This window comes from Streptomyces sp. NBC_00154, from assembly GCF_026342835.1.
Taxonomy (GTDB): domain Bacteria; phylum Actinomycetota; class Actinomycetes; order Streptomycetales; family Streptomycetaceae; genus Streptomyces.
Genome location: NZ_JAPEMI010000001.1, coordinates 7,223,013 through 7,246,888 on the forward strand (window position 1 = coordinate 7,223,013; position 23,876 = coordinate 7,246,888).

Sequence of the window (23,876 nt, forward strand, 5' to 3'; positions counted from 1 at the left end):
GGTCCTCCTGTGTCCAAGACGCCCGATCACGTGTTGACCGGAACCCACGTGCCGGTGGCGGCGTCCCAGTGGAGTTCCGCTCCCCGTACGCCGTCCACGCTGATATCCAGCTCGATGGCCGCCAACCGCGCGGCGTCGTCGAAGTCCTCGGGAAGCACCAAGGTCGTCCGCTGTGCACCGGGCGTGAGCACATCCAGGTTCCGGCGGCCGCCCCTGTGGCTCCACAGCAGCCGCAGCCGTCCGGCGGCTGCCACGGCCGACTCGCCCAACCGTTCGCCGAGCTTGGTGGCGAAGGTCTCCACGAACGGCCCGAGGAACTTCACAGCGACGAATCCGAAGGCGACCTCGACGACGACGGACTCGGTGAGCCGAAAGCCGTCATCGGAGTGCCGGCGGCCCGTCCGGTAGGACTCGTCGGAGCGTGCGGCGGCCAGGCTCGGGAAGTGCTCGGTCTCGTCGCCACCCTCCAGCAGTACTGCGCGCCACCGCTCCCCGAGCTCCTCGAACTGAGCCAGGCTGTGGCCAAGTGTGCCCAGGGCCGCTTCCTCGATCTGCCGTTCGCCGAGCTGCTCGGCGAGACCCACGGCTCGGCGGCTCAGGTACCGGCCTTCGCTCGTCCGGCCGGTCTCCATCAGCGCCGTGCCCAGGTCGCACAGAGCCTGTGCCTCTTTCCTGCGATCACCGGTCTCCCGGGCGCGGGCCAGGGCATCGGTGGCCAGATCTGCGGGCGGAAGGTGTGCCGTCACGCTTGGCTCCCCTCGTTGATCGGCCCAGCCGGGTACGTCCCGGGGGCGACGTGGACGCTGGATGGCGGAATCACCGGGCCCGACGAAAAGCTCCTGCTCGCTGCCGGATCTCCACTGCTGTACGCACCAGGCTCAACCGACAGGGACGACCGCGGAAGGCCCCCGGTCAGATCGTGGGCGGACAGGTGCGCCATGAGGCCGTCCAAGGTGGGTGGAGGGCGCCAGTCCCACAGAGTGGTTCCGGCCGGGCATGTCCGGCAGGCGCGGCGGTGCTTGTGACAGACGGCGCGGATGCCCTCGTAGTCGATCAGGTCGACCCATTCCCCCTGGCTCCAGATCTCGACCTGGAGCCGTGCTTCCCACAGCTCGCAGGGCGTCAGCTCGGCGACCTCCTGCACGCTCAGCACCCTCAGCACGGTCGGCCGCGGGCGTATGCCTCGCGGCCGGGTGCTGACGTCGTGTTCGGTACGCCAGGCGCGGAGATGCTCGGCGGCGTCGCGGTAGGCCTCCATGGAGAGGAGATGTTCCAATGTCTCCAGGGGTGTTGAGGTGATGGCGCCGGTCGCGGTGTCGTACCCGCTGACGACGGCCGTTCCACAGATGCTGCCGAACCCGCCGAGGCCGCCTCCCCGGTTGGTGATGTTGCTCGCCATGAAGTTCACGGGCCGCCCCTCGTCGGCACCGGCGACATCGCGCCACACGGCGATCCCCGGGTTCAGGTTCCGCGAGTCGAGATATCGGAGGTTATAGCTCGCCGGTACCCCGCCCAGCCAGCCCATGGTGTCCGCAATCTGAGGGGTGGCGTGTTCGGGGTCCGCGGACAGGACGAGGACCTCCAGTGTCTTGTCCGGCTCCATCCGGACCACGATGATGCCGTCGCGGCGCGCCGGGTGGTCAGTTCCGTACCGTTTCATCAATGCCGCAGCCCGCGCCGCCGCCAGTTCACGCTCCGGGCCGGGCGTGCCGGGGTGTTCAGCGAGGGTGAGAAGGGCCTGAATCCTGCGGGCGATCGGCGTTGACGGCGGGCTCATCGCCTCACCCGGTCCGGATCACACGACGGAGTCATGCACACCCACCCATCAGAAGAACACCTCTGTCTCCCCAATTCGAATTGAACCAGAAATTGATCCCCAACTACCGGGAAATGCTTGGAATCTCGCACCTGCCACACGCGTCGGCACGAGAGGATCCCGTCACTCGGCGCACCCTCCGGTCACGCACCGGGGCTCCGGCCGCTGATCGACGAGCTGGAACCCATCACCGGGTCGTCACGGGCGCCCCTGATTCTGTTGCCGCCCACGGAAGCGTGACGACCGCGATGACCAGCCCCAACATCCACCGCGAGCCCTCGCTTCCGCCCGTGCACCTTCTTCGCCGGATCCCGCCCCGTCGTGTCGGCAGGAACCCCGGCTGCGGCGTGGACGCTCTGCGTGTCGAGCACCACCGGACTCGGGTCGGCCAATCGCCTCTTCATCTCCCGTACCTGCCGGCGCCGCAGGTCGTGGATGGTCCGGTCGGTGCCGTCGTCGCGCCACTTGGCGTTTAGCGCGTTCGCCAGAATCCAGGATGCGGCTATGCGTGCGCCTCGTCCGGTTCTCCGCTGGGTTCCGTAGCTGCAGTTCCCTGTCGAGATCTGGTTCGCGTGCCCCAGCGTTCAAGCGATGGGCCGACGGCGCCCACAGCGGCGAAGAACGCGCCGAGGAGCAGCCAGCCGGCCGTGCCCAGTCCGAGCACGACGGTGGTGAGGATGGCGGGGGCGAGCGCCTGGCCTGCGCTGAAGCCAAGCCCGAGAAGCCCTTGGTACTGGCCTTGGGCATGGTCTGGTGCCAGGCCGAAGCCAAGGGCGAAGCCGGCCGAGGACTCCCATATCTCCCCGAGGCTGTGGACGAAGATCGCTGCGACCAGGAGGCCGGCGGCCACCCACACGGGAGCGTGCGCGGTCAGGGCCATCATCGGACAGCTGAGGAGGAAGAGCAGTCCTGCCGTGCGGAACGCTTTGCCGCCATCGCGAGGGGTTTCGATGCGGGATCCGATTCTGGTCTGCAACAGGACGCAGACTCCAGCATTGATCGCGGATACCGCGGCCACGGTCCAGCGCGGTGCGTTTGTGTGCTCCGAGATCCATATCGGCAGAAGCAGGGACACCGTCGGGTACTGCAGCCCCATCGCACCATAGAGGGCTGTGAAGGTCACGAACGGACGGTCGGTGAGAGCGATCCAGCGGCGCTGCTGCGACGGTAGCGCCAGTGCTCTGTAATTGGGGAGCAGGAACAGGAGGAGGGCGCACAGTGCAAAGCTGGCCGCGTTGCCGAGAATCAGCACGATGTAGGCAGTACGAGTATTCGCTGTAACCGCAAAACCGGCACCCACGGTTCCCAGGACGACGCCCAGATTGACGTAAGTACGGAGCTTTGCCCTGAACAGCGCTGGGCGGTCAGTACCGACCCGGACCACGAGGGCTCCCCAGGCTGCGCCGCCAGCGGCTGCGGCAAGCTGGTCAACGGTAGCGATGACCGTGAGGGCAGCCCAGCTCTCGACAAGCACGAGAGCGGACATCGCCACTGCTTGAACCGTCAAAGCGAGCATCATGATCGTGCGCGGCCCACGTCGATCGGCCAGGTGACCTCCCGGTATCCCCGCGAGTAGCCCGACCAAGCCGGCGACAGTGAGGGCGGCACCCACCTGCACTGCCGGTAGATCCACGACCAACGTGAAGTAGAGCGCCGACGCCGTGTTGAAGAGCCCATTGCCGACCCGGTTCACGAAGCTGGCCAGGATCAATACACGCTCTGACCTGCTGCCCCCCGCTGTGTGAGCTATTCGGCCGGGCGATCTTCCCTTGATCATGGGCGCAGGCTAGCAGCGGTCGTACACACCGTCAGTGGTGCGAAGTTGCTGGCCGTCCACGACACCAGCTCCGTGCCCTTCCGGTTCCGGGTCTGGCGCAGCAAGTACGATCACCGGGGCGTCGCGGGCGTCGGTCTTGGCCCTGCCGCGGTCTCCGTCCCTGGCCCGGGTGGCAGCAGGCCGTGAAGGACAAGACCGGAGAGCGCGTCGGCCATGCTGCTTCTGTCCTGCTCCGCCGTCGGTGAGGCCGCGGAGTTCAGCCGGTCGGCGATCGGGTCCTGTGCCAGGGCCAGCGCCGGACCGGTGACGGCGAAGTAGAGGATGTGCGCCGGCACACGTGGAATGCGTCCGGCCGCCATGAGGCTGTTGACAGTCGGCTCGATGCTGTCCCAGAACGGCTTGACGAACCGTTGGTGGAGATAGTCCAAGCGGCTGGAGTCGCGAGTTGACTCATCCGACATCAGCCGATTCAAGCCCGAGGCGTTCGCAGCCAGCCGATAGAGCTGAACGACTACCTTCCTCAGCCGTTCGTCGTCGTCGCGGCACTCCGCCAGCAACTGGTTGAGCGCGGGCTGGGCGTCCTGCAGTGCGAAGTCCACCGCAGCGCGCCAGAAGTTCTCCTTCGACCCGTAACGATCGTTGATGAAGTTGTGACTGGCGTCGAGCCGCCGTGCCAGCTCCCTCACCGTGGTCGCGGCATAACCGAGTTCGGCGAAGGTGTCGAGACCCCGCTGAAGAATCTCTCTCTCGTCCAGTTGCACAGGGGCGTACTTCCCGCGCGCCGGCGAGGTCCCCGCCTCTGTCTGTGTTCCGTCGGTCACTCCGGCGTCGCTCCGTTCGGCGTCAGTCGGCCTGATCTTGATCGTTTGCACACTCTGCCGAGCTCGCCGCCTCTGCCGGTTCCGGCGCATCGCCTGGTGAGCCGATCCGGACACCCAGGGCCCTCGCTCGCCGCCGCACGGCCTGCCGCTCGGCGACTTGTCACGAACCCGCACGTGTCCGGGGCGATGCGGCGTCCCTGCGACGCGATCCAAGTTTGTCATGCCGGACACGGGTGCAGGTGGCTGCGCGCGACTGATCGTGAAGCGCTTGACGCCTGTCAGGCAGAGATGCATGCTTGACGAGTCAAGGAAATGTGGGTCGGAAGTCACCGACCGCGTTCGACAGGAGTTGCCTCATGATCTCCAAGAAGGCCCGCGAGGCCGCGGCCGTCCTCACTTCTGCCTCCGCGCCTGTACGGCGCAAGAGGGTGATCGGCGCCATGACCGGCCTCGCCGTCGCCGCCACCCTGGCCGCTGTAGCCGTCCCGGCCGCGGCGCAGGGTCAGGGTTCGCACGGTGCGTCGTCCGGACACTCGTCCTCCCAGCACCACTACCTGTCGCCGTTGCAGGTCACCTCGGCGTACTACAACAGCTACAACGGGGACCTGGCTGCTGCCTTCGATCGCTACATCTCGAAGGACCTGGTGCTCCACGGGTTCAACGGCCCCGAGAGCCGTGAGGACTGGATCAAGGGAGACCTCGAGATCAAGGCGGGGCTCAACGGTTTCAAGATGACTGTGCTGGACCAGATCGTCGAAGGCGACAAGGTCGTCACGCGCTGGAGCTTCGGAGGCGTTCACACAGGGACGATCTTCGGGATCCCCGCGTCCGGCCGGGAGGTCCACCTCAGTGGTATCTCCATCGACCGCGTGGTGAAGGGACAGTCCATAGAGCACTGGTCGGAAGGGAACTTCGGTGTGTTCCTGGACGAGCTCCGTGGCGAAGCCCCCAGCCCCAAGTAGCGCTTCCCGGCGACTCCCTCCGGGCTTTGGCGGAAGGCTCTGGCCAAGGCCTCGGTGAACGACTGGTCCTCCGGGCACACCGCACACAGGATGCGCCCGGAGGGCCGGCCGCGGACGCAATGACAGAGCCACCGGAGAATCCACTGATAGGAGAATTTCCATGGGAACGCTCGAACAGAAGGTAGTGCTGATCACCGGCACCGGAGGGGGTATGGGTCGTGTCGCATCGCTGATCTTTGCGCGAGAAGGCGCAAAGGTCGTCGGGTGCGACATCCAGGTCGATGCCAACGAGGAGACCGTCGAGCTCGTCCGTCGCGCGGGCGGTGAGATGACGGGCATCGCGCCGATCGACCTCACCGACCCGCAACAGGCGCAGCAGCTGGTCGAAGAAGCCGTGGCCGCCTATGGCGGGCTCGATGTGGTCTACAACAACGCGGCCTCGCTGCGCTTCGGCTCGATGCCCGATTTCTCTGTCGCTGACTGGCGGGCGACCGTAGCCGGCGAACTCGACATACCTTTCTTCGTGTCGAAGTTCGCATGGCCGCACCTGGCCCGGCGCGGTGGCGGCGTCATCATCAACGTCGCGTCCATGGCCGGCATGATCGCCGGCGAGAACCCCCCGATGGTCGGGCACACTGCGGCGAACGCCGGCGTCATCGGCATGACGCGACAGCTCGCGCTCGAAGGTGCGCCCCATGGGATCCGTGCGGTGGCGATCAGCCCCGGACCCGTCCTGACCCCGGCCAGCGACCGTGACCTCGGCGACAACCAGGCGGCCCGGGACGCGATCACCCGCAAGACGCTCCTCAAGCGCTTCGCCCAGCCCGAGGAGATCGTCGAACTGGCGGCCTTCCTCGCTTCTGACCGGGCGGCATACATCACAGGCGCCAACTATGCGGTCGACGGCGGCGCGAGCGCCTGGTAGCGCCACCCGCAGCTCGCACATTCAGGACTGCAAGGCCGAAGCGGTCAAGCGGGTCGCCTGAGGTCGGGCTGGGCGCCCGCTCCGGCAGCGGCCTGCACGCCCCGATGTTCCGACCTGCTTCGCCGCCCTCCGCAGGAGCTCGGGTTCCTCCTCGAGCTCGCGGACCTTCTTGCGCGGGGCCGCGAGCAGGAACAGCTCGACTGCTGATTTGACGAGGCATCGAGGCATCCAATGTTTTTCCAATTACTCCTTGACAGGTCAAGCACTATCGGGGCCACGCCATCCCGGCGTGGCCGCAAGGAAAGGAACTGCCCCATGTACGTCACCGCCGCCATCCTCAGCGTGCTCCTCGCCCTCGTGACCCTGGCCGCAGGTGCGCCCAAGACGGTCCTCAAAGGCGACGTCTCCGCCGGGTTGCAGTCGCACATGGGGCTGAGTGCCGGCCTCGTCCGCTTCATCGGACTGGCCGAGGTCTCCGCGACGGTAGGCCTGATTGTGGGACTCTTCTGGCAGCCCTTGGGCATCGCGGCCGCCATCGGCATGGCCCTCATGATGATCGGTGCCGTGGGCTATCACATCCAGGTCGGCGACTACGCCAACCCCGAGACACGGGGGAATGCCCTGGCCGCCGTCGTTCTCATCCCATTCTTTGCGGCCACCGCCGTGACGCTGGCACTGGCCATCTGACTCCGCCCCGGAGCCGACAGCGGCCGCGGCCGGCAGTGGCCGGTATGGCCCACGCCCAGGGGGCGCCCTGCACCCGAACGGCGCATCACCGTTCCCTGCCCGGCCATTTCCCCGCCGCCTCGCTGTGACGCGGGGTGGCGGCCTCCCGGTACCCACCACGGCCAGGCCCACTGACCGGCTCGGATGCAGCAGCGGCCACACGATCAGGCGACCACAGAACCGACATGAACTCGCGAATCACCCGCTGAGAACGCCGATGACCGGTGTTCTCAAACGATCTGGCTCACGCGAGGGGCTGGTCACGAATCCTCGGCCGGGCGGGGCGGTGAGCCGGCCAGCGGCGAGGCGTCTTCGTATCGGACCTCGTAGACGCGCTCGGCGAACTTCCAGCCGTCTCCGGTGCGCTGGTAACGGTCATGGTAGATGGCGTAGTTCAGCCCTCCGCGGCCGTCGCGGCCACGTCCGACCTCTGACATGTACGCGCGGCCCGACGCGGTGTCGCCGTCAAGCTGGATCACGCCCGGGTGTGTGTTCTGCACAAGGAAGTCCACAACCTCCGGCACCCGCCTGCCCCAGGCGCGGATCGACTCCTGCCCTTCGAGTTCAACGGGGATGTTGGGCATCCGCAATGCGCCGTCCGGTGTGAACAGCAAAGCGATTCGGTCGTAGTCGCGCATCATCACCGCGTCGGTGAACTCACCGCGCAGCGCCTCGATCTCGACGCGATCCGCGATGGCCTGAAAATCACTCATCGATTTCCTCCCTATTGCCTTGAACTCGGTTCACGAACGCCACTGGGCCGCCATGAGATGGAAGCCTCCACTTCGGCAGTACAGCCGGTCTCGCCGAGCGTCCCTGGGTCTCCTGCTCGCTGGATGGTGTCTTCGTCTCAGCAGTACGACGACACGGCTTTCCGAAACGTGACACGGCCCCGCTCAGAGCGAATCGCGATGAGGATCCGCCGGCACGAACGAGAGCGAATGAGAATCCGGCAGCTTCGATGCGACGGGACACAGCTCTGTCCTTGGTGTCTCGCCCGCGTGCAGCCGCAGTGCAGTGGTCGCTGAGATTGTGAAGCAGCGATTGAGATCCCACGCAGAGGCCGCGCACCTCAGTTCGACGGGGGCAGACAGGAAAGATCCGCGAAAGAACTGGGCCAACACGGGCAGGGGCATGCCAACATAGACGACCTTCCTGCGCCGCCGTTCACCGCGAGGGGTGAACATGCCGCGCCGCACGGGACGCGGAATCCCGAACACCGGCGCGGGCTGCTCCGGGGCAGCACACTGGCACCGCAACTCCACGTCACGTCGAAGGAGATGTCGCAGTGACCGAATCGACCACCACTCCCGACCTGCGGACGGGCCGCTGCCAGTGCGGTGACATCGCGTATGAGGTGACAGGCGTTCCGGACGATCCGCACCTGTGTTCCTGTGAGCACTGCACTCTGTTGTCCGGCTCACCGGCGATGTCGTGGGTCGGGTTCCGCCGGGAGACGCTGATCTGGACCGGCCGCGGCGGGGAGCCGACGTGGTACTCGACTTGGCCGACCCTGCGCCGAGGCTTTTGCCCGCGCTGCGGCACCCACCTCGTCTCCGTAGCGGACGGCTCGGACATGGTCATGGTGACGACGTTCAGCCTCAGCGAGCAGAGCGGCGGCCTGGAGCCCATGGGGCACAGCTTCCGTCAGCGTGCCGTGCCATGGATGACCGTCGCCCTCGTTCCCGACCCGCTCCACTCGTAGCAGCGGGCGACAGGCCGCGTGCCGGCGGCCCCAGCGGTGACCGGCCCCCATGTCCTTCGGGTGTGCGAGACGGCCCCCGGCTGGGGGCGGGAGCCAAGATCAGGCCTGCACCAGCAGGCATGCAGGGGCCCACCGAACTCAGAGCCCGGTGACCTTGGCGCTCGCCGACAGCTCGTAGACCAGGGTGACCGTGCGGCGGCTCCCGGGCGGGAGAGTGACGTCCCAGCGGGCGATGCCTTCGGCGTCGACCACGTCGGGCGCCGGGGAGCACGAATCCTTGTGCAGACGTATCTCCACCGCCGAGACCTCGGAGACCGGGATCCGCTCCCGAAGGACGACCACCCGCTCGTCGTGCTCCCCCGGGGCGGAGAACCGGGACAGGTGCAGCCGGACCGTGCGGGTGACCACGGTCCGCTGGGTGATACCGGCGGAGTCGCGGGACTCCTCGGCATGCCGGACCACCCTGTAGTCGTCGCAGCTGCCGAAGGCCAGCTCAACGGGGGCGCCAGGGGCAGTGAAGTCCAGGGTGCCGCGGCCGCTGAATCCGCTGCCGCGGACCAGGTCCACGGGCCCGGCGAGCAGCGCGTGGCCTGACAGGTTGTCGAACCGCACCACCTGGGTGACCAGGGGGGACAACTCCGATGAACAGGCGTACTCACTGGGCGCGGCCGTGGTGAATGCGGAGAGCAGCACTCGATGGGCGCGGCCGTCACCGGGCACCGAGACCGGCGCGGGGGATCTCAACACCCGCGCCTCGCCACCGTCGTCCAGCCCCGGCAGGCCGAGCACCGAGGCCGGGCCGAGGGACCCGATCTCCTCCTCGCGCAGCTCGACGTCGACCGTGCGGCGCTCCGCTGCGGAGCGGTCCTTGAGGGTCAGCCGGTCCTCACCCAGCCGTGGCGGATCGGTGGCCAGCGCCGAGCGGGCCGTCGACAATGTCAGCCGTACGTCCGACCAGTCCTCACCGGTGCGCTGCCAGACCACGGCGTCGGTCTCCAGTGTCAGGGAGTCCCCGTCGAGCACGGCCCGATAGGCGGGCCGCCACAGCGCACACGGGGTGAGGTGGCTCAGGCGCAGCCCGACCGGCCCGGCGACCGTGGCCTCCACGGTCAACTCGATATGGCCGACCAGCTCGGCCGGCTCCTCCTCGGAGAGATGCATGGCCCGCTGAGCTTCCCCGAGTTCGACAGCGAGGGCGGCCAGCCGGGCTTCCACTGTGCGGAGTTGCTCGCCGTGCGCGTCGCGCTCGTCGTCCACCCGGTCCAGTTCGCGGGCCCAGCGGAGCCGCTCGGTCTCCCCGGAGCCGGCGCCTTCGCCGATCTCCCGCAGCAGATCGGCGGCGAGGCGGCCGAGCAGGTCAAGGCGGGCATGCAGCCGGTCGCGTCGCTTCCCCAGGGCCAGCCGCTCCTCCTCGAGGGTGTGTACGCGGTGGCGCAGGGCGGAGTCGTCGTCGGTGGACGGCAGTGGCCCGCACGGCGTCCAGCTGCGGACGATCCGTACGTCGAGCACGGTCGCGGGGTGATCGGCGGTCAGCTCGGCATGGAGGGTCCGGTCGACGGCCAGCGCACTGACCGGCCCGAGACGTAGCCGCTGGACCCCAGCCTCCAGGTCGAGCACGACGGCGCGCTCGATGTGGGCTCGATCCTCAAGGCACGTGACGGCGGTGACGGGGAGGGCGATCGGCTTCGGGGCCGTGGACATGGCGGGTGTCAGCTCCTGCGGTTGCCGCCGACCAGGGCCTTGCCGGTCGGGATGCGGATCTCGTAGCCGCCGTCCAAGGCGGCAGTGGCGCCTGCGGGCAGGTCCAGTCGCCAGACGCGGGTGCCCGGCGCATGTCGATCGGGCCCCGTGCCTTCCTCGGGTGCCGTCCAATCGGCTCGTTCCTCGATCCGGGCGTCCGGCTCGGAGGTGACCGGCACCCGCTCGCGGACTTCCACGGTGACGGGCCTCGCGAGCCGGTTGGCCAGCTCCACGTGGACGCGGTGGTCGAGCACGGTGGTGTTGTTGCGCAGGCCCGAGGTCGACTCGTGCAGGTTCGTGCGGCGGCTGACCCGGATTCCCTCGGCCGGCCCGAGCCCCACCCGGCGGACACCGCCGGGGGCAAGCGTGGGCAGTGCGGCGGTCAGCAGGAAGTCGTCGTCGACGGTGACCTCCACCGGGCCGGCCAGCAGTGCCTGGTCGGTGGAGTTGGAGAGCACCAACGTCGCGTACACGGTCTGCTCCACGGACGGCACACAGAGGTACTCGGTACGCAGGCCGACCGGGATCTCGCCGACGGTGACGGTGTGCCAGGTGCCGTCCGACGGAATGTCGGCACGAGCGGTGGCATCGAAGCGGTGGTCGAAGGAACCCGCCGACTCGCGGGGCCGTACGGCCTGCCCGTGCAACGGCAGCGCGGCCACCGCTTCGGCGCGGCGGCGGTACTCGGCCGCCACGGGGTCGAAGGAAGAGTCGGGAAACAGCCGGCCTCTGCGACTGCCCTGCTCGTCGGGGCCGCACAGGACAAGGGCGGCATAGTCGAGCTCGGCGCCGCTCGGCTGCGGCGGACCGGCCACCGGTTCCGGAGGGGGTGGCGGCGCAGCCCGGCCAGGAGCCGCGGGCGCCATGGCGGCGGGGGCACCCGCGAAAGACCTGTCGCCGGTACGGGGCCTGTTGCCCGGTCGCGACCCGGCCGGCTGCGCGAGGGCGGGCATCCCGCCGCCAAAGGATTCCGGGGGAGCGCCGCCGGGCACCGGGACCGCTGCCGACGGACCGCCGTAGCTCTGCGGTGCCGGCGGCGGGGGAGGCGGCGGTGGCGGAACGGGACCGGATGCGAAGACGCCCGCGGCACCCATGGGCGCGGGGCCGGCTCCGACAGCCGCGGGTGCGATGGTCGTGGCTGGGCCGGGGCCCGCCGCGTCGTAGCCGGAGAACAAGTCGACCAGTCCGGCCGGGGGCTCGCGCCAGCCAGAAGGCGCGGGGGCGGGCTGACTGCGACCGATACGGATCGAGCGGAGTCTCGGCAGGTCGGTGCGGCGCCGGAGATCGGCGGTGGCCAGGGCGATGCGCACGCCGGTCCAGTCCTCGCCGGTCCGCTGGGCGACCGAGGCGCGCAGCACCAGACGGCCGCTGCCGTCGCCCTGACGGTGAGTGAGACGGTAGGCCGGCACCCAAACGGCGCCCGGCACCCCGTATTCCAGCTCCAGCTCCACCTCAGCATCACCGGTGCCGTCGAGTGCCAGGACCGCGCAGACTGTGGTCTCCACGTGCGCTGACGGCGCGTCGGTGGAGGCACGGGCGAGCCTGTCTGCGGCGACGGTGAGCTCGTGCTCGACGTTCCGCAGCGCCTCCTCCAGCTCGGCGAGGCGGTTGTGCAGTCCCGCCAGCCGCTCGTCGACGAAGTCGGCGAGCTCCAGCCAGGCGTCGACCGGGGTGCGACGATGCGGGTCCTCGCGCCTGCGGGCAGGTGGGACCGGGTGGAGAGCGCTGACCTCTTCGATCAGGCTCAGCTGTCGGTCCCTGCGTCCCTGCGCCGCCGCGTACTCGTCGCTCAGCCGCTCGACCTCGCGCCGCAACTCGTCGGGAGTGCCTGCGCCGAGCGGTGAGACCTCGACTTCCACCCGGGCCTCGGTGACGCGCACCCCGGGCGTGCCCAGGACCCGGGCCCGCAGCGAGCCCGGGTCCAGCGAGCGGGGCAGTCCCGTCACCCGCACCCGGCCGTCAGGCGACACGCTGCCCCGCGCCAGGCGTCGGCAGACCGCGCCCTGCGCGTACACCACGACCGAATCAAGAGTCGACCCCCACCTCTGTGTTGACTCAGCCGTCATGTGCTCCGCCCCCCGCCGGTCCATACTGAGCGAAGCCTACTCCCGGGCGGTCTGCGCGTCCGCGTCGAATCAGGAGGATGGCGTCCAGCACCACACGCCCGGTTGGCTGAGCAGCCGTTTCACCGCCTCCTACAAGGGGCGGGTGTCCATGCACTGCAGTTCTGCGGACGGCTTCGATTGCCCGCACGCAAGCGGGCGGCCCCCGCTGCGAATGCCCAACGCTCCTCTGGGGCAACCCTTTTTCTTCGGTCGGCCGACCGGCGACCTGGCTCGACCGACCGCCGACCTGCCCTCGGTCGGCGGTGCAGGAGGTGACGACGCATGGTGCTCGGGTCGTGGGCCGCATCGTGCAGCGGCGTGGCGTCTCGGACGGCGGGGCCAAGAAGATGGCCCTGCCCTACTCGTCGCGGACTCTTCTGAGCTACGGGAAAGTTCGTGAAACAGCCGCGCTCTGTGAGCAGACCGATGCGGACGCGGCGGTCTTCTTGTCGCCTCTGACAGGGCGCCAGCGTCGTGCGCTGACAAGAATGCTTGGCTGCTCCGCTGTGAGTCTCGCCGATGCCTTGACTACTGACTGAGTCCGTTCCTCGCCTCTGATCTCGAACAGTGAGTCGGTTCGTGTTCACTGACCCAGGCATTCGCCGGACAGGCGGACGGCCCCGCATGAGCATGCGTTTTGTCACAGGACCGCACTCATACGAGGACCACAGGGGTGGGCCTCTCTTGACTGATCAAGCTCTTCTTTCGCGGTGGCCGCTAGGAGTTGGACCAGTCCCTGGTGGAAAGGACCAGCAGGTAGCCGTCCGGGTCTTGGAGGGTCACGCCCCACGTATCCCAATACGGATTGTGCGCCGGCACTCGCTTGCCGCCGTGCCGTTCGAGGCGTTCGACCAGGGAGGCAGGCACCGGTTCGCCGAGGTAGATCACCAGAAGGTCCTCGGGGGTCGGGTGTGGATCCACGGTGGCGACGGGATCATGCACGAGTTCCAGGTGCCACCCGGCGCCCGGCCGGCCGACCATCAGGAGCGAGTGGTCGCCTGGAGTGCCACCCGCCGCATGCTGGTACAGAACGTCGAGACCCAGGCCCGAGATCCAGAACTGTTCCGCCGCTCCCAGGTCACGTGACGGACGAGCGATGCGTACATGGGCTGTGGCGTTGGCCGGCATGTGCTACCCCTGGTCGGAATGGAGCCGCCGTACGCCGACTGCTCATCACGAGGACCCTAGCGAGCGGAGGAGCACGCGCCCATCGGGCGCTGGTCCTAGGTCCGCCTCAGAAGTGCTGGTGACAGCGATCGGCGAGCCGCTGTGACCAGCACTTCCGCAACAGGCCCCGGCTCGAGATTCAACGTCATCGGCAGGCAATTCCCACCCCCTGATGCCGTGCGCGACACCGTCTGCGAGGGCACGTCGGCGTGACCCTCGAACGGGTTGCCCGCCGTTCAGGGGGTGTCAGGGGGCTGTTCTGTACGCGGTGAACCCCGTCGTCAGGTCGCGGGCTGCCGCAGCACGGCGACGTCTCTGGGGGAGAGAACGAGGGCGCCGTCATCGCTTGCCCGACCGATCAGGAGGTCTCCGGCGAGTCCGGTCACCGGCACCGTCTCGTCGGTCCGGTTGACCAGGAAGAGGTAGCGGCTGCCGCCGTCGCGGCGCACGATCAACTCGACACTTCCCCTTGCGCCGTCGGGCAGTTCACTGCCGACATCGGCAGAGGCGAGCAGCTTCGGCAGCAGGACGGTGAGGCCGTCCGCACCCAGCCGGGTGGAGATGTAGGCGGCCGAACCCTGGCCCACGGCCCGGCGGGTGACGGCGGGGCGGCCGGCGTACGCACCGCTGCAGTACTCGGCCAGCACCTCCACCTCGGGGTCGGTGACGGTGATCCGGTCGGTCCACAGCGTGCCCAACGTGGTTCCGTCCAGCCCGACTTCGACCGTGTCGCCGTCGAGCAGGGGGCCGAACTCCTCGATGCGGATGCCGAGGAGATCGCGCAGGGCTCCCGGGTAGCCGCCGAGCCAGATGTGGTCGTTCTCGTCGACGATGCCGGAGAAGTACGTGGTGACCAGGTGGCCGCCGTTCTCGGCGTACCGGGTGAGTTCCTTGGCCAGCGCGGCGGGGACGACGTGCAGTACCGGCGTGATCAGGAGCTGGTACCGGTCGAGGTCGGCCTGTGCGGTGACGACGTCTGCCCTTACGCCGAGGGTGAGGAGGGCGGAGTACCAGTCGAGCGCCTCCTTGCGGTAATCGAGGAGGGAAGTGGGATGGGAGTCCTGCTCACTGGCCCACCACGACTCCCAGTCGAAGACGATCCCGACGCGCGCCGTTTCACGCTCGGACCCGGCGACCGGGGCCAGCGTCCTGAGGGTCTGGCCTAGTTCGGTCACCGCGCGGAAGGCGTCACTGTCGGACCCGGCGTGCGGCACCATCGCCGAGTGGTATTTCTCGGCGCCGGCCGCCGACTGTCGCCACTGGAAGAAGCACACGGCGTCGGCGCCGTGCGCGACGTGCAACAGTGAGTCGCGGGCGAGGTCGCCGGGACGCTTGGCCAGGTTGACGGGTTGCCAGTTGACGGCGCTGGTGGAGTGCTCCATGAGGAACCACGGACGTCCGCCCGAGATACCGCTGACGAGGTTGGCGGAGAAGGACAGTTCGTCGCGGTCCTGGGGGCCGGGCGTGACGTAGTGGTCGTTGGAGACGAAGTCGATCTCATCAGCCCAGTCGGCGTAGTTCATCCCCTTGGTGCCGCCCATGACCATGAAGTTCGTGGTGACCGGAACACCGGGTGTGATCTCGCGCAGCACGTCCCGCTCCGCGCGCAGATACTCCTTCAGCGCATCGGAGGAGAAGCGCTTGAAGTCCAGCTGCTGCGTCGGGTTCGGGTGGGAAGCGGCCAACCGGGGCGGGAGGATCTGCTCCCAGTCGCTGTACCTCTGGGACCAGAAAGCGGTGCCCCAGGCATGGTTGAGGCCGTCGAGCGTGGTGTACCGGGCGCGCAGCCAGTCGCGGAAGGCACGGGTGGCGTCGTCGGAGAAGTCGTAGATGTTGTGGCAGCCCAGCTCGTTGGAGACGTGCCAGGCCACCAGCGCGGGGTGGTTCGCGTACCGCTCGGCGATCGTCCGCACCAGGCGCAGCGAATGCTCGCGGAAGACGGGCGAGGTGGGACGCCAGTGCTGCCGTGCCCCCGGCCACACCGTCTCACCGGAGGCGGTCACCGGGAGGATCTCCGGATACGCCGTGGTGAGCCAGGGGGGTGGGGACGCGGTGGCGGTGGCCAGGTCGACGCCGATGCCTCCCGCGTGCAGCAGGTCCATGATCTCGTCGAGCCAGGAGAAGTCCCACTCGTTCTCGGCCGGCTGGATGCGGGCCCAGGAGAAGATCCCCACGGAGACGATGTTGACGCCGGCCTCGCGCATCAGCCGTACGTCCTCCTCCCACACCTCGCGTGGCCACTGCTCCGGGTTGTAGTCGGCTCCGTAGGCGAGGCGGGGGGTGGGATCACCGTCCGGCCCGTGCTGCAACTGGGACAGGAGGGTGGAGATCATGGTGGTCCTTCCGGTGTACCGCACGGGGTGGCGCGAGGTGATGCGTGGTGGCTTCCGGGAGGCTGCCGCTGCGAGCTTGCTCCTCAGCGGCAGCCTCCGGGGCGGCTGCTTCTGAGCGGCTACTTCTGAACGGTGAAGCCCTGCTCGTTTCCGTACTTGACGGAGGCGTCCTGCCAGCTCTTCAGACCGTCGGTCAGCTTGGTGCCGGATATGTAGGCCTTGCCGACGGTGTCGTTGAAGATCGAGTTGGCGTAGACCTGGTAGGGCAGGTACGACCAGTCGGAGGCGACGTTCGCGGCCGACTCGGCGAAGATCTTGTTGGCCTGCTGTCCGCCGAAGTACGGGAACGCGGTGTTCTGGAACGAGCTGGACTGGAGATCGGCGGTGGTTGCCGGGAAGGCGCCCGCCTTGAGCCGGGTCTGGACGCCCTTGCCGGCGTTCGCGTACTCGGTGAAGGCGTAGGCGAGTTCCTTGTTCTTGCCCAGCGTGGGCAGGGCCAGGGAGCTGCCGCCGTTCTCCGCGCTGGCCTTGTCACCGGCGGTCCACGCGGGCAGCGGTGCGGCGCGCCAGTCGCCGGAGGCGCCCTGCACGCCCGTGGCGAAGTTGGCGGGCATCCAGGCTCCGGTGGCCAGGGTCGCGATGGTGCCGTCGCCCAGCCCCTTGTACCAGTCGTCGCTCCAGCCGGTGATGGGCGCCAGCAGCTTCTCGTCGAGGAGCTTCTGCCAGACGGCGGTGTACTTCTGGGCGCCGGCGTCGGAGAAGTCGATCTTCACGTTCGTGCCGTCGACCTTGTAGGGGCGCGAACCGGCCTGCCACAGCAGGCTGGTGGTCTCGCCGGCGTCGCCGGTGTCATTGGCGATGTACGCCTTGGGGTCGGCCTTGTGCAGGGCGCGGGCCGCCGTGAGGTACTCGTCCCACGTCGTCGGCACCTTGATTTTGTACTTGTCGAAGACCCTCTTGTTGTAGAAGAGGGCCATGGGCCCGGAGTCCATCGGCAGCGCGTATACGTTCTTGCTGCCGGATTTCACGGCGTTCCACGGGCCGGGGGAGTACTTGCTGGCGAGCTTGTCGGCGCCGTACGGGGTCAGGTCGTCCAGACCCTTCGTCAGCGCGTACTGCCCCAGTGCGTAGTACTCGATCTGCGCGACGTCGGGGACGCCCTTCTTCGCGGAGATGGCGTTCTGCAGGGCCTTGTACTGGTCGTTGCCGGTGCCGGAGTTGACGAGCTTGACGTGGACGGCCGGGTGTTCCTTCTGGAAGTCGGCGGCGACCTGCTTCAGTGTGGGCTCCCAGGCCCAGACCGTGAGGGTGCCGCCCTTCTTCAGGGCCGCGTCGATGTCCTTGGAGGAGACCTGCTTCGTGCTGGAGCTGTTGTCGTCGGAGCCGCCGCAGGCGGTCGCTCCCAAGGCGAGGGCCGAGACCAGGGCGAGGCCGCGCAGCAGGCGGCGGGGGTTCATGTGCATGGGAGTGCTTCCACTTCGTCGTGGCCGAAACCGTGCCTGATGAGGGTTGGAAATCTGTGGGGGAGACCGGGGGGTGTTGCCGTGCGGGGCTCGGGGTTACTCCTTGACGCTTCCGGCGGCGAGCCCGGACTGCCAGTACTTCTGCAGCAGGAGGAACGCGGCGATCAGCGGCAGGATGGTGATCAGCGAGCCGGTGATCACCAGGTTGAAGACGGGCGTGCCGCCGGCGGTGGCGGCCTGGGCGTTCCAGCTGTTCAGGCCCAGGGTCAGCGGATACCAGTCCGGGTCCTTGAGCATGATCAGCGGCAGGAAGTAGTTGTTCCAGGTTGCGACCATCGTGAACAGCGAGACGGTCACGATGCCGGGTGCGAGCAGCGGCAGGACGACCTGGAAGAAGGTGCGCAGTTCGCCCGCGCCGTCGATGCGGGCGGCCTCCAGCAGTTCGTCGGGGACGGCCTCGGAGGCGAAGACCCACATCAGATAGAGGCCGAACGGCGAGATGAGGGACGGGATGATCACCGACCACGGGGTGTCGGTCAGCCCCATCTTGCTGAACATCAGGAACGTGGGGACGGCCAGGGCGGTGCCCGGCACCGCGACGGCACCGATGACGACGGCGAAGACGGCGCGTTTGCCGGGGAACTTGAACTTTGCCAGGGCGTAGCCGCCCAGGACCGCCAGCAAGGTGGCGCCGCCGGCCCCGACCACGACGTACAGCACGGTGTTCAGCAGCCAGCGGATGAAGACGCCGTCGCTGTAGGTGAACGTCTCACGGATGTTGTCCCACAGGGCGAAGTCGCCGTTGAACCACAGCCCGAAGGAATGGGCCAGCCCCTCCTGGGTCTTGGTGGCGCTGATGATCAGCCATGCCAGCGGCACCAGGGAGTAGAGGAGGACCAGACCGGTGAGCACGGTCAGCAGCACGCTGCGCCTGGGGCGTCCGGGACTGTGCCGGCGCGGCGTGCGAAGGCGGGGCGCGGAGCCGGCCGGAGGAACCGATGGCTGGGCGAGGGTGGTGACGGGGCTGCTCATCGCTTCACGCTCCCTTGCGCATGCCGCGCAGCTGGACGACGTAGGCGATGACCATGGTGATCAAGCCCATGACGATGGCGACCGTCGCGGAGTAGTTGTGCTGCTGGCCCGAGAAGGACAGCGAGTACGTGTAGTAGTTCGGGGTGTAGTCGGTGGTGATGGAGTTCGGCGCCAGCTTCTGCAGGATGCTCGGCTCGTTGAACAGCTGGAAGGTGCCGATGATTGAGAAGATCGTCGCGATGACGAGGGCACCGCGGATGGCGGGGAGCTTGATGGCGGTGATCACGCGGATCTGCCCGGCGCCGTCGATCTGCGCGGCCTCGTACAGCGATGCCGGGATGACGCGGAGCGCGGAGTAGAAGATCAGCATGTTGTAACCGACGAACTCCCAGGTCACGATGTTGCCGATGGACGCCAGGATCAGATTGGGTCCGAGCGGGTTGGGAAGCGATACGCCGAGGGCGTCGTTGATGTCGCTCACCAGACCGAAGCGGGTGCCGTACATGAAGCCCCACATGAGCGTGGCGACCACGGCGGGTACCGCATACGGCAGGAAGATCGAGATCCGGAAGAAGTCCCTGCCGTACAGCCGCCCGCTGTCCAGGGCGAGTGCCACGAGCAGGGCGATGCCCAGCATGATCGGCACCTGAATCAGCAGGAACAGCGATACGCGCGCCAGGGAGTCCCAGAACTGGCTGTCGTGCAGGGCCTGTTGGTAGTTGTCCAGGCCCACGAAGGACGTGCCGCCGATGAGCTTGTTGCGGAAGAGGCTGAGGTAGATCGAATAGGCGATCGGAGCCAGGAAGACGAAGGCGAAGACCACCGCGAAGGGACCGATGAACCCCCACCCTGTCCAGGAGCGGCGGTCCCGTTTCGCCGCAGGCCGGGCCGGGTGCCGGGGTACGGCCGCAGGGGGTTGTAGCGTCGTCATGTCGTTCCTCGCTCGTCCATCTCGGAACCGGCGTCGCCCGCCGTCGCGATGTTTACGTAAACATGCCGCGCCGGGGAGAGCCTCGGGCTGTTATGTTTACGTAAACATCCGATGGCGGCATGTCTACACTGCGCCAATGTTGGTGGTCAAGGGTCGTCTGCTGAAACTGCGACTCAGGTAATGAGGGAGACGGGTGGACACCGCGGACAGCGCCTCGACGGGCAAGGATCGGGTACGCACGGGCAAGCGGACCGCGCGTCACACACAACGCGCGTCCATGGCGGATGTCGCCCGCCTCGCCGGCGTCTCTTCGCAGACCGTCTCCCGGGTGTCCAACGGATACGCGGGCGTCACCGAAGAGACCCGGCAGCAGGTGTTGGTGGCCATGAACGAGCTGGGCTACCGGCCCAACAGCGCCGCCCGAGCCCTCAAGAGCGGCGAATTCCGCACCATCGGAGTCATCACCTTCAACCTCTCCACCACGGGCAATATGCGCACCCTGGAGGCGATCGCCACCTCCGCGGCACAGGAGGGCTACGCGGTCACGCTCCTGCCCGTCGCCGTTCCCACCCAGGACGAGGTGCGCGGCGCCTTCTCCCGGCTCGGAGAGCTCGCCGTCGACGCAGTCATCGTCATCATGGAAGTACATCTGCTCGATGCGGCGACGATCTCCCTGCCCTCTCATGTCCAGGTCGTCGTCGCCGACTCGGACGCGGGCGACCGTTACACCGTGGTCGACACCGATCAGGCCGGGGGAGCCCGTGCTGCTGTGCGACACCTGCTGGGCCTCGGCCATCGCACGGTCTGGCATCTGGCCGGTCCCGAGGAGTCCTTTGCGGCACAACGCCGCGCCGATGCCTGGCGCGCCGAACTCGCCGGGGCGGGCTGCGTCCTGCCGCGCGTTGTACGAGGCGACTGGTCGGCGGAGTCCGGCTATCGCGCAGGTGTGCAACTTGCCGACGAGAAGGACTGTACGGCGGTGTTCGCCGCCAACGACCAGATGGCGCTGGGGCTTTTGCGGGCCTTGCACGAGCGAGGCCGGAAGATCCCCGATGACGTCAGTGTCATCGGCTTCGACGACATTCCCGAGGCCGGCTCCTTCCTGCCTCCGCTGACCACGGTTCACCAGGCCTTCGCCGAAGTGGGACGCCTGTGCGTAGAGGGCGTACTGCGGCGGATGCGCCATGACGGGGCGGAACACGGCACAACGCTCGTACCCACGAAACTCGTGGTCCGCGGCAGCACCGCCCCGCCGCCGCCTCCTGCTGCGGACGGGTAGTTCGGTCGAGGTTGTGATCGCCATGGGCGGTGACAGAACCGGATCGGGAGCCCGAGTGGTTCCCGAGGCCGCCGCGATCGAGCGAGATGCAGTTCGCTCAGCAGGAGCGGTCAGCCCCTACGACACCACGAGTTCAACCTCAATAGCAGCGGCGGGCCCAGAACAGAACGTGCCCGCCATCGCCTTCAGGCACGAACTCCTCCTGCTCGACGATCAGGCCGGCTTGAGTGATCCAGGCTCGGTTGGTGGCTGCGTCCGCGTGGCTCCACCACATAGCCGTCCCGCCACCCAGCCAGTCTTCGTCAATGCCGGTCCAGGCCCGGTTGCCGGTGGTGCCCAGGAACCAACCGCCGGGGCGCAACCATCCGGTGATCTTCTCCAGCAGCGGAGGCTGTTCATCAAGGGGGATGTGGATCAGTGCATAGAAGGAGACGATCGCGTCGAACGAGGACGGTTCGAAGTCCATGGCCGTAGCATCGGCGCGGATGAACTCGGCCTCTGGCACGAGCTCCCGGGCCCTGCGGATCTGCACCTCGCTGATATCGACGCCCGTAACGCGGTGACCTGCGTTCGTCAGGGTGCGGGCGACGGGCACCCCACTCCCGCACCCCAGATCCAGCACCGTGCCTCCAGCGGGGATCCGATCGATCAGTTCGCTGATCCACGGCCGGTACTTCGTCTCAGAGCCATACGCCTGGTCATAGCGGAGGGAGAGCGCGTCGTATCCGCGCCGGACCAGGTCTTTGGGATCTTCGAAGGCCACGTCGGTGCACGTTAGCCACCCGCGCTGAGAGTTTGCGAACGATTTTCCCGTCCCCCGATCAAGACGTCGCCCGGCTGCTGGGCGGCCTCAGGGAACTCCTGGACCCGGGGGGTGCAAAGCGGACCGCGCCGGCAAGCCGGCACCGATCACAGCGGCTCACCACCGGTCGCCGACACGCACCTTGTCCCACCGGGCTTTGGCGATGCACAACTCATGTGCGTCGTCGTCAAGTTCGATCTGCCAGCAGGCAGGATGGCGGTGCGAGACACGGTGGGTACCGGTCTGCACCGTGTGGCACGACCTCTTGGTCTTGCCACCGCGACGGGACGTGGTGCACTCCCTCTTCGTGACCGGCTCGGTGGTCCACGTGGTGCGGGCCGGCTTGTACTCCTTCTCCGTTATGGTGCCGTGCACCTTGCTGCTCCCACATGCAACCAGGAACAGTACGGTCGCGGGCACCGCGGCCAGGGCGGCGATCCGGCGGACGGGCATGGGCAGGTCCTCTGCATCGATGAACGCGGCGATGCCGGGCCAGATCGGGTATTTGGCGACGGCGCTGGTCAGCGCACCATCATAGGGACGGCTGCGCCCCGTTGGGCCTCACGTGGGCCGGCAACGCAGTTCCCTTCGGCTGTCGTGTCGGGGAACCTCTCTTCTGACTCGGCTGCGCTGGACATCGAGATGCCCCTGGGGGGCCACCGGATGGCGCTGGGTTGGTCGTCGGGGATGCGGGAACCTGACCTGGAAGTCGGACACTGCCCGACCGTCGAGGGGGGCTTCCGGTCCTGTGCCGCGGCGATCTCCGCCGCCGCCCCGGGCCGCAGCGCAGCGACCCAGGCGGGAGCGGGCCTGCTTCCGAGGGGCTCGCTAGTGGGTCAGTTCGCCGTCCTTGGCGATGATCCGTCCGGCGCGCACCACCATGTCTCGCGCGGGCAGGTCCACCACGACCTGAGGCAGGCACTCGCCGCGCACGAGGAAGAAGTCGGCCGGGGAGCCGGGCTTCAGGTCGACCCGGGGCAGGCTGAGGAGCTGGGCGCCGCCGTCGGCGCCCGCGCGGAAGGCGGCTTCCAGCTCTTCGTCCAGACGCACGTCCTGGACCCAGGCCAGCAGGAGGGAACGGTGCAGCATGTCCGCGTTGCCGAAGGGGCTCCACGCGTCGCGTATGCCGTCGGTGCCGAGGCCGACGTGGACTCCGTGGTCGCGCAGCCGGTCGAGGGGAAGGACCAGCTTCGAGTCGGGCGCCACCGTCGTCAGGGAGACGCCCGCGTTGGCCAAGTCGTTCGCGATCCGGGCGAGTTCGCGGTCTGTCAGCTCCGGCAGGCAGAAGACATGGCTGACGGTGACCTTGCCCTGAAGCGACAGGGCGCGGGTGCGCGCGATGATCTCACGGAGCGACTTCAGACCATTTCCGCCCCGCTCGTGAAGGTGGATGTCGAGGCCGACGCCGTGCCGGTCGGCGATGCCGAAGACCACGTCGAGCTGCTCGTCGAGCGCCTCGTCGAATTCGATCGGGTCGATGCCGCCGACCCGGTCGATGGCACCGGTGCGCGCTGCCTCTTCAAGGAGTTCCTTGGTGCCAGGGGTACGAATGACCCCGTGCTGCGGGAAAGCCACGATCTCTACGTCGAGGGCGTGCCGCAGTGCCTTGCGGGCGGCCCCGATGCCTTCGACGCCCGCCAGGTCGTAAGCGGGCGCGACGTCGGCATGCGCGCGCATGGCCCGGGTTCCCTGGGCTGCCGCATGCGCCATCAGGCGCTGGGCGCGGTCCTTCAGCGGCGTGCGCAGTGCGTGGTACAGCTTCACGTCCTCGGCGGTGTACTCGGCGATGGAGTGTGCGGGGTTGCGCGTCACCCACGGCTCGCCCCACGACGTCTTGTCCGGGTGGACGTGAGCGTTGACCAGGGTGGGCAGGGCTATCCGCCCCTTGCCGTCGACGACCGTCGCGTCCTTCGGCGCCGGACCGCTCACGACGAGGCCGTCCACGACGGTGAGGTCGACGGGGGTCTTCGCGCCGTACGGCCGCACGTTCTTGAAGACCGTGGCGTTCGTATGGTGCCCCGCGTGCTCGGTGATCCTGTCGGTGGCATGGGGCACGGTTCCCGAGTGCGGGGCTGCGGCGGCGGGCTCAGGAGCGCTCACGGACAGCGCGGCGACACTGCCGCCGAGGGCGGCGGCACCGGCCAGCACGCCCCGTCGGGAGAGGCTGCCGGAAGTGGAAGGGGAGGACTCGGCATGCATCGAATGCTCCTTCAGAGCTGTGATTCGGAGTAGGGAAAAGCTGCGTGCAGGGCATGCACGCCCTGAGAAAAGACAGCGCGGACCGTTGACGGC

General features: G+C 68.2%; 21 protein-coding genes and 1 pseudogene. 6 read left to right on the forward strand and 16 right to left on the reverse strand.

Translation table 11 applies throughout. The features are described 5' to 3' along the window. Window positions 1-26: 26 nt before the first annotated feature. The 5 genes and pseudogenes from OHA03_RS32315 to OHA03_RS32335 form a co-directional block, all read right to left on the reverse strand. Window positions 27-746: a hypothetical protein gene (locus OHA03_RS32315; RefSeq protein ID WP_267007241.1), complete on the reverse strand. Its 720-nt coding sequence runs from the start codon at window positions 744-746 to the stop codon at window positions 27-29. Continuing rightward, window positions 743-1,777, reverse strand: coding sequence for a DUF2786 domain-containing protein (locus OHA03_RS32320; protein WP_267007242.1), 1,035 nt, complete (start codon window positions 1,775-1,777; stop codon window positions 743-745). The genes OHA03_RS32315 and OHA03_RS32320 overlap by 4 nt, the downstream gene beginning before the upstream one ends. Window positions 1,778-2,048: 271 nt before the next feature. Continuing rightward, window positions 2,049-2,286, reverse strand: a pseudogene (locus tag OHA03_RS32325) (IS5/IS1182 family transposase); the annotation flags it as partial. A gap of 32 nt (window positions 2,287-2,318) precedes the next feature. Further along, the gene (locus tag OHA03_RS32330; protein WP_267007243.1) at window positions 2,319-3,527 is read right to left on the reverse strand and encodes an MFS transporter; all 1,209 of its coding nucleotides are present in this window, start codon (window positions 3,525-3,527) and stop codon (window positions 2,319-2,321) included. Between the two features lie 176 nt (window positions 3,528-3,703). Beyond that, on the reverse strand, window positions 3,704-4,414 hold the full coding sequence (locus OHA03_RS32335) for a TetR/AcrR family transcriptional regulator (RefSeq protein WP_267007244.1): 711 nt from the start codon (window positions 4,412-4,414) through the stop codon (window positions 3,704-3,706). 356 nt (window positions 4,415-4,770) lie between these two features. On the opposite strand from OHA03_RS32335, the gene OHA03_RS32340 reads away from it, so the two are divergent. The 3 genes from OHA03_RS32340 (at window position 4,771) to OHA03_RS32350 (ending at window position 6,988) form a co-directional block, all read left to right on the forward strand. Then, on the forward strand, window positions 4,771-5,376 hold the full coding sequence (locus OHA03_RS32340) for an ester cyclase (RefSeq protein WP_267007245.1): 606 nt from the start codon (window positions 4,771-4,773) through the stop codon (window positions 5,374-5,376). Between the two features lie 160 nt (window positions 5,377-5,536). Further along, window positions 5,537-6,301, forward strand: a complete 765-nt coding sequence (locus OHA03_RS32345) for an SDR family NAD(P)-dependent oxidoreductase (protein ID WP_267007246.1) — start codon at window positions 5,537-5,539, stop codon at window positions 6,299-6,301. Between the two features lie 315 nt (window positions 6,302-6,616). Next, entirely contained in the window at window positions 6,617-6,988 is a 372-nt protein-coding gene (locus tag OHA03_RS32350) for a DoxX family protein (RefSeq protein WP_267007247.1), read from the forward strand. A 299-nt stretch (window positions 6,989-7,287) separates the two neighbouring features. Here OHA03_RS32350 and OHA03_RS32355 read toward each other — a convergent pair whose 3' ends face one another. Then, window positions 7,288-7,740 (reverse strand): nuclear transport factor 2 family protein, encoded by a 453-nt coding sequence (locus tag OHA03_RS32355; protein WP_267007248.1) that lies wholly within the window; start codon window positions 7,738-7,740, stop codon window positions 7,288-7,290. Between the two features lie 575 nt (window positions 7,741-8,315). Here OHA03_RS32355 and OHA03_RS32360 point away from each other — a divergent pair. Beyond that, a complete protein-coding gene (locus tag OHA03_RS32360) occupies window positions 8,316-8,732 on the forward strand; it encodes a GFA family protein (RefSeq protein WP_267007249.1) in 417 nt (138 codons plus the stop codon). 138 nt (window positions 8,733-8,870) lie between these two features. Here the strand turns inward: OHA03_RS32360 and OHA03_RS32365 are convergent, their stop codons facing one another. Both OHA03_RS32365 and OHA03_RS32370 read right to left on the reverse strand, forming a co-directional pair. After that, window positions 8,871-10,433, reverse strand: coding sequence for a DUF4139 domain-containing protein (locus OHA03_RS32365; RefSeq protein WP_267007250.1), 1,563 nt, complete (start codon window positions 10,431-10,433; stop codon window positions 8,871-8,873). An 8-nt stretch (window positions 10,434-10,441) separates the two neighbouring features. Continuing rightward, window positions 10,442-12,538, reverse strand: a complete 2,097-nt coding sequence (locus tag OHA03_RS32370) for a DUF4139 domain-containing protein (protein ID WP_267007251.1) — start codon at window positions 12,536-12,538, stop codon at window positions 10,442-10,444. Window positions 12,539-12,924: 386 nt separating this feature from the next. On the opposite strand from OHA03_RS32370, the gene OHA03_RS32375 reads away from it, so the two are divergent. Beyond that, the gene (locus tag OHA03_RS32375; RefSeq protein ID WP_323181343.1) at window positions 12,925-13,116 is read left to right on the forward strand and encodes a hypothetical protein; all 192 of its coding nucleotides are present in this window, start codon (window positions 12,925-12,927) and stop codon (window positions 13,114-13,116) included. Window positions 13,117-13,294: 178 nt separating this feature from the next. On the opposite strand, the gene OHA03_RS32380 is transcribed toward OHA03_RS32375, so the two are convergent. The 5 genes from OHA03_RS32380 to OHA03_RS32400 all read right to left on the reverse strand — a co-directional run bounded on the left by OHA03_RS32380 (window position 13,295) and on the right by OHA03_RS32400 (window position 19,503). Then, entirely contained in the window at window positions 13,295-13,705 is a 411-nt protein-coding gene (locus tag OHA03_RS32380; RefSeq protein ID WP_267007252.1) for a VOC family protein, read from the reverse strand. A 320-nt stretch (window positions 13,706-14,025) separates the two neighbouring features. Further along, on the reverse strand, window positions 14,026-16,077 hold the full coding sequence (locus OHA03_RS32385) for a beta-galactosidase (protein WP_267007253.1): 2,052 nt from the start codon (window positions 16,075-16,077) through the stop codon (window positions 14,026-14,028). 119 nt (window positions 16,078-16,196) lie between these two features. Continuing rightward, window positions 16,197-17,540 (reverse strand): ABC transporter substrate-binding protein, encoded by a 1,344-nt coding sequence (locus OHA03_RS32390; protein ID WP_267007254.1) that lies wholly within the window; start codon window positions 17,538-17,540, stop codon window positions 16,197-16,199. A 96-nt stretch (window positions 17,541-17,636) separates the two neighbouring features. Further along, window positions 17,637-18,572 carry a carbohydrate ABC transporter permease gene (locus tag OHA03_RS32395; protein WP_267007255.1) on the reverse strand — a complete coding sequence of 312 codons (936 nt, stop codon included), beginning with the start codon at window positions 18,570-18,572 and terminating at the stop codon, window positions 17,637-17,639. A 4-nt stretch (window positions 18,573-18,576) separates the two neighbouring features. Continuing rightward, window positions 18,577-19,503 carry a carbohydrate ABC transporter permease gene (locus OHA03_RS32400; protein ID WP_267007256.1) on the reverse strand — a complete coding sequence of 309 codons (927 nt, stop codon included), beginning with the start codon at window positions 19,501-19,503 and terminating at the stop codon, window positions 18,577-18,579. Between the two features lie 277 nt (window positions 19,504-19,780). On the opposite strand from OHA03_RS32400, the gene OHA03_RS32405 reads away from it, so the two are divergent. Continuing rightward, complete coding sequence (locus tag OHA03_RS32405; RefSeq protein ID WP_267008244.1) at window positions 19,781-20,782, forward strand: LacI family DNA-binding transcriptional regulator; 1,002 nt, start codon at window positions 19,781-19,783, stop codon at window positions 20,780-20,782. Window positions 20,783-20,921: 139 nt separating this feature from the next. On the opposite strand, the gene OHA03_RS32410 is transcribed toward OHA03_RS32405, so the two are convergent. From OHA03_RS32410 to OHA03_RS32420, 3 genes are all read right to left on the reverse strand, one after another. Beyond that, a complete protein-coding gene (locus OHA03_RS32410; protein ID WP_267007257.1) occupies window positions 20,922-21,545 on the reverse strand; it encodes a bifunctional 2-polyprenyl-6-hydroxyphenol methylase/3-demethylubiquinol 3-O-methyltransferase UbiG in 624 nt (207 codons plus the stop codon). Between the two features lie 156 nt (window positions 21,546-21,701). Further along, the gene (locus OHA03_RS32415) at window positions 21,702-22,037 is read right to left on the reverse strand and encodes a hypothetical protein (RefSeq protein ID WP_267007258.1); all 336 of its coding nucleotides are present in this window, start codon (window positions 22,035-22,037) and stop codon (window positions 21,702-21,704) included. 375 nt (window positions 22,038-22,412) lie between these two features. Then, window positions 22,413-23,783, reverse strand: a complete 1,371-nt coding sequence (locus OHA03_RS32420; RefSeq protein ID WP_267007259.1) for an amidohydrolase family protein — start codon at window positions 23,781-23,783, stop codon at window positions 22,413-22,415. Between the last annotated feature and the right edge of the window lie 93 nt (window positions 23,784-23,876).

What these genes read in the sequence shown, in the direction of transcription:
- OHA03_RS32320 (WP_267007242.1), bottom strand. Translation starts at nt 1,777, where the DNA reads ATGAGCCCGCCGTCAACGCCGATCGCCCGCAGGATTCAGGCCCTTCTC.
- OHA03_RS32340 (WP_267007245.1), top strand. Translation starts at nt 4,771, where the DNA reads ATGATCTCCAAGAAGGCCCGCGAGGCCGCGGCCGTCCTCACTTCTGCC.
- OHA03_RS32345 (WP_267007246.1), top strand. Translation starts at nt 5,537, where the DNA reads ATGGGAACGCTCGAACAGAAGGTAGTGCTGATCACCGGCACCGGAGGG.
- OHA03_RS32350 (WP_267007247.1), top strand. Translation starts at nt 6,617, where the DNA reads ATGTACGTCACCGCCGCCATCCTCAGCGTGCTCCTCGCCCTCGTGACC.
- OHA03_RS32355 (WP_267007248.1), bottom strand. Translation starts at nt 7,740, where the DNA reads ATGAGTGATTTTCAGGCCATCGCGGATCGCGTCGAGATCGAGGCGCTG.
- OHA03_RS32365 (WP_267007250.1), bottom strand. Translation starts at nt 10,433, where the DNA reads ATGTCCACGGCCCCGAAGCCGATCGCCCTCCCCGTCACCGCCGTCACG.
- OHA03_RS32370 (WP_267007251.1), bottom strand. Translation starts at nt 12,538, where the DNA reads ATGACGGCTGAGTCAACACAGAGGTGGGGGTCGACTCTTGATTCGGTC.
- OHA03_RS32375 (WP_323181343.1), top strand. Translation starts at nt 12,925, where the DNA reads ATGGCCCTGCCCTACTCGTCGCGGACTCTTCTGAGCTACGGGAAAGTT.
- OHA03_RS32380 (WP_267007252.1), bottom strand. Translation starts at nt 13,705, where the DNA reads ATGCCGGCCAACGCCACAGCCCATGTACGCATCGCTCGTCCGTCACGT.
- OHA03_RS32385 (WP_267007253.1), bottom strand. Translation starts at nt 16,077, where the DNA reads ATGATCTCCACCCTCCTGTCCCAGTTGCAGCACGGGCCGGACGGTGAT.
- OHA03_RS32390 (WP_267007254.1), bottom strand. Translation starts at nt 17,540, where the DNA reads ATGCACATGAACCCCCGCCGCCTGCTGCGCGGCCTCGCCCTGGTCTCG.
- OHA03_RS32395 (WP_267007255.1), bottom strand. Translation starts at nt 18,572, where the DNA reads ATGAGCAGCCCCGTCACCACCCTCGCCCAGCCATCGGTTCCTCCGGCC.
- OHA03_RS32400 (WP_267007256.1), bottom strand. Translation starts at nt 19,503, where the DNA reads ATGACGACGCTACAACCCCCTGCGGCCGTACCCCGGCACCCGGCCCGG.
- OHA03_RS32405 (WP_267008244.1), top strand. Translation starts at nt 19,781, where the DNA reads ATGGCGGATGTCGCCCGCCTCGCCGGCGTCTCTTCGCAGACCGTCTCC.
- OHA03_RS32415 (WP_267007258.1), bottom strand. Translation starts at nt 22,037, where the DNA reads ATGCCCGTCCGCCGGATCGCCGCCCTGGCCGCGGTGCCCGCGACCGTA.
- OHA03_RS32420 (WP_267007259.1), bottom strand. Translation starts at nt 23,783, where the DNA reads ATGCATGCCGAGTCCTCCCCTTCCACTTCCGGCAGCCTCTCCCGACGG.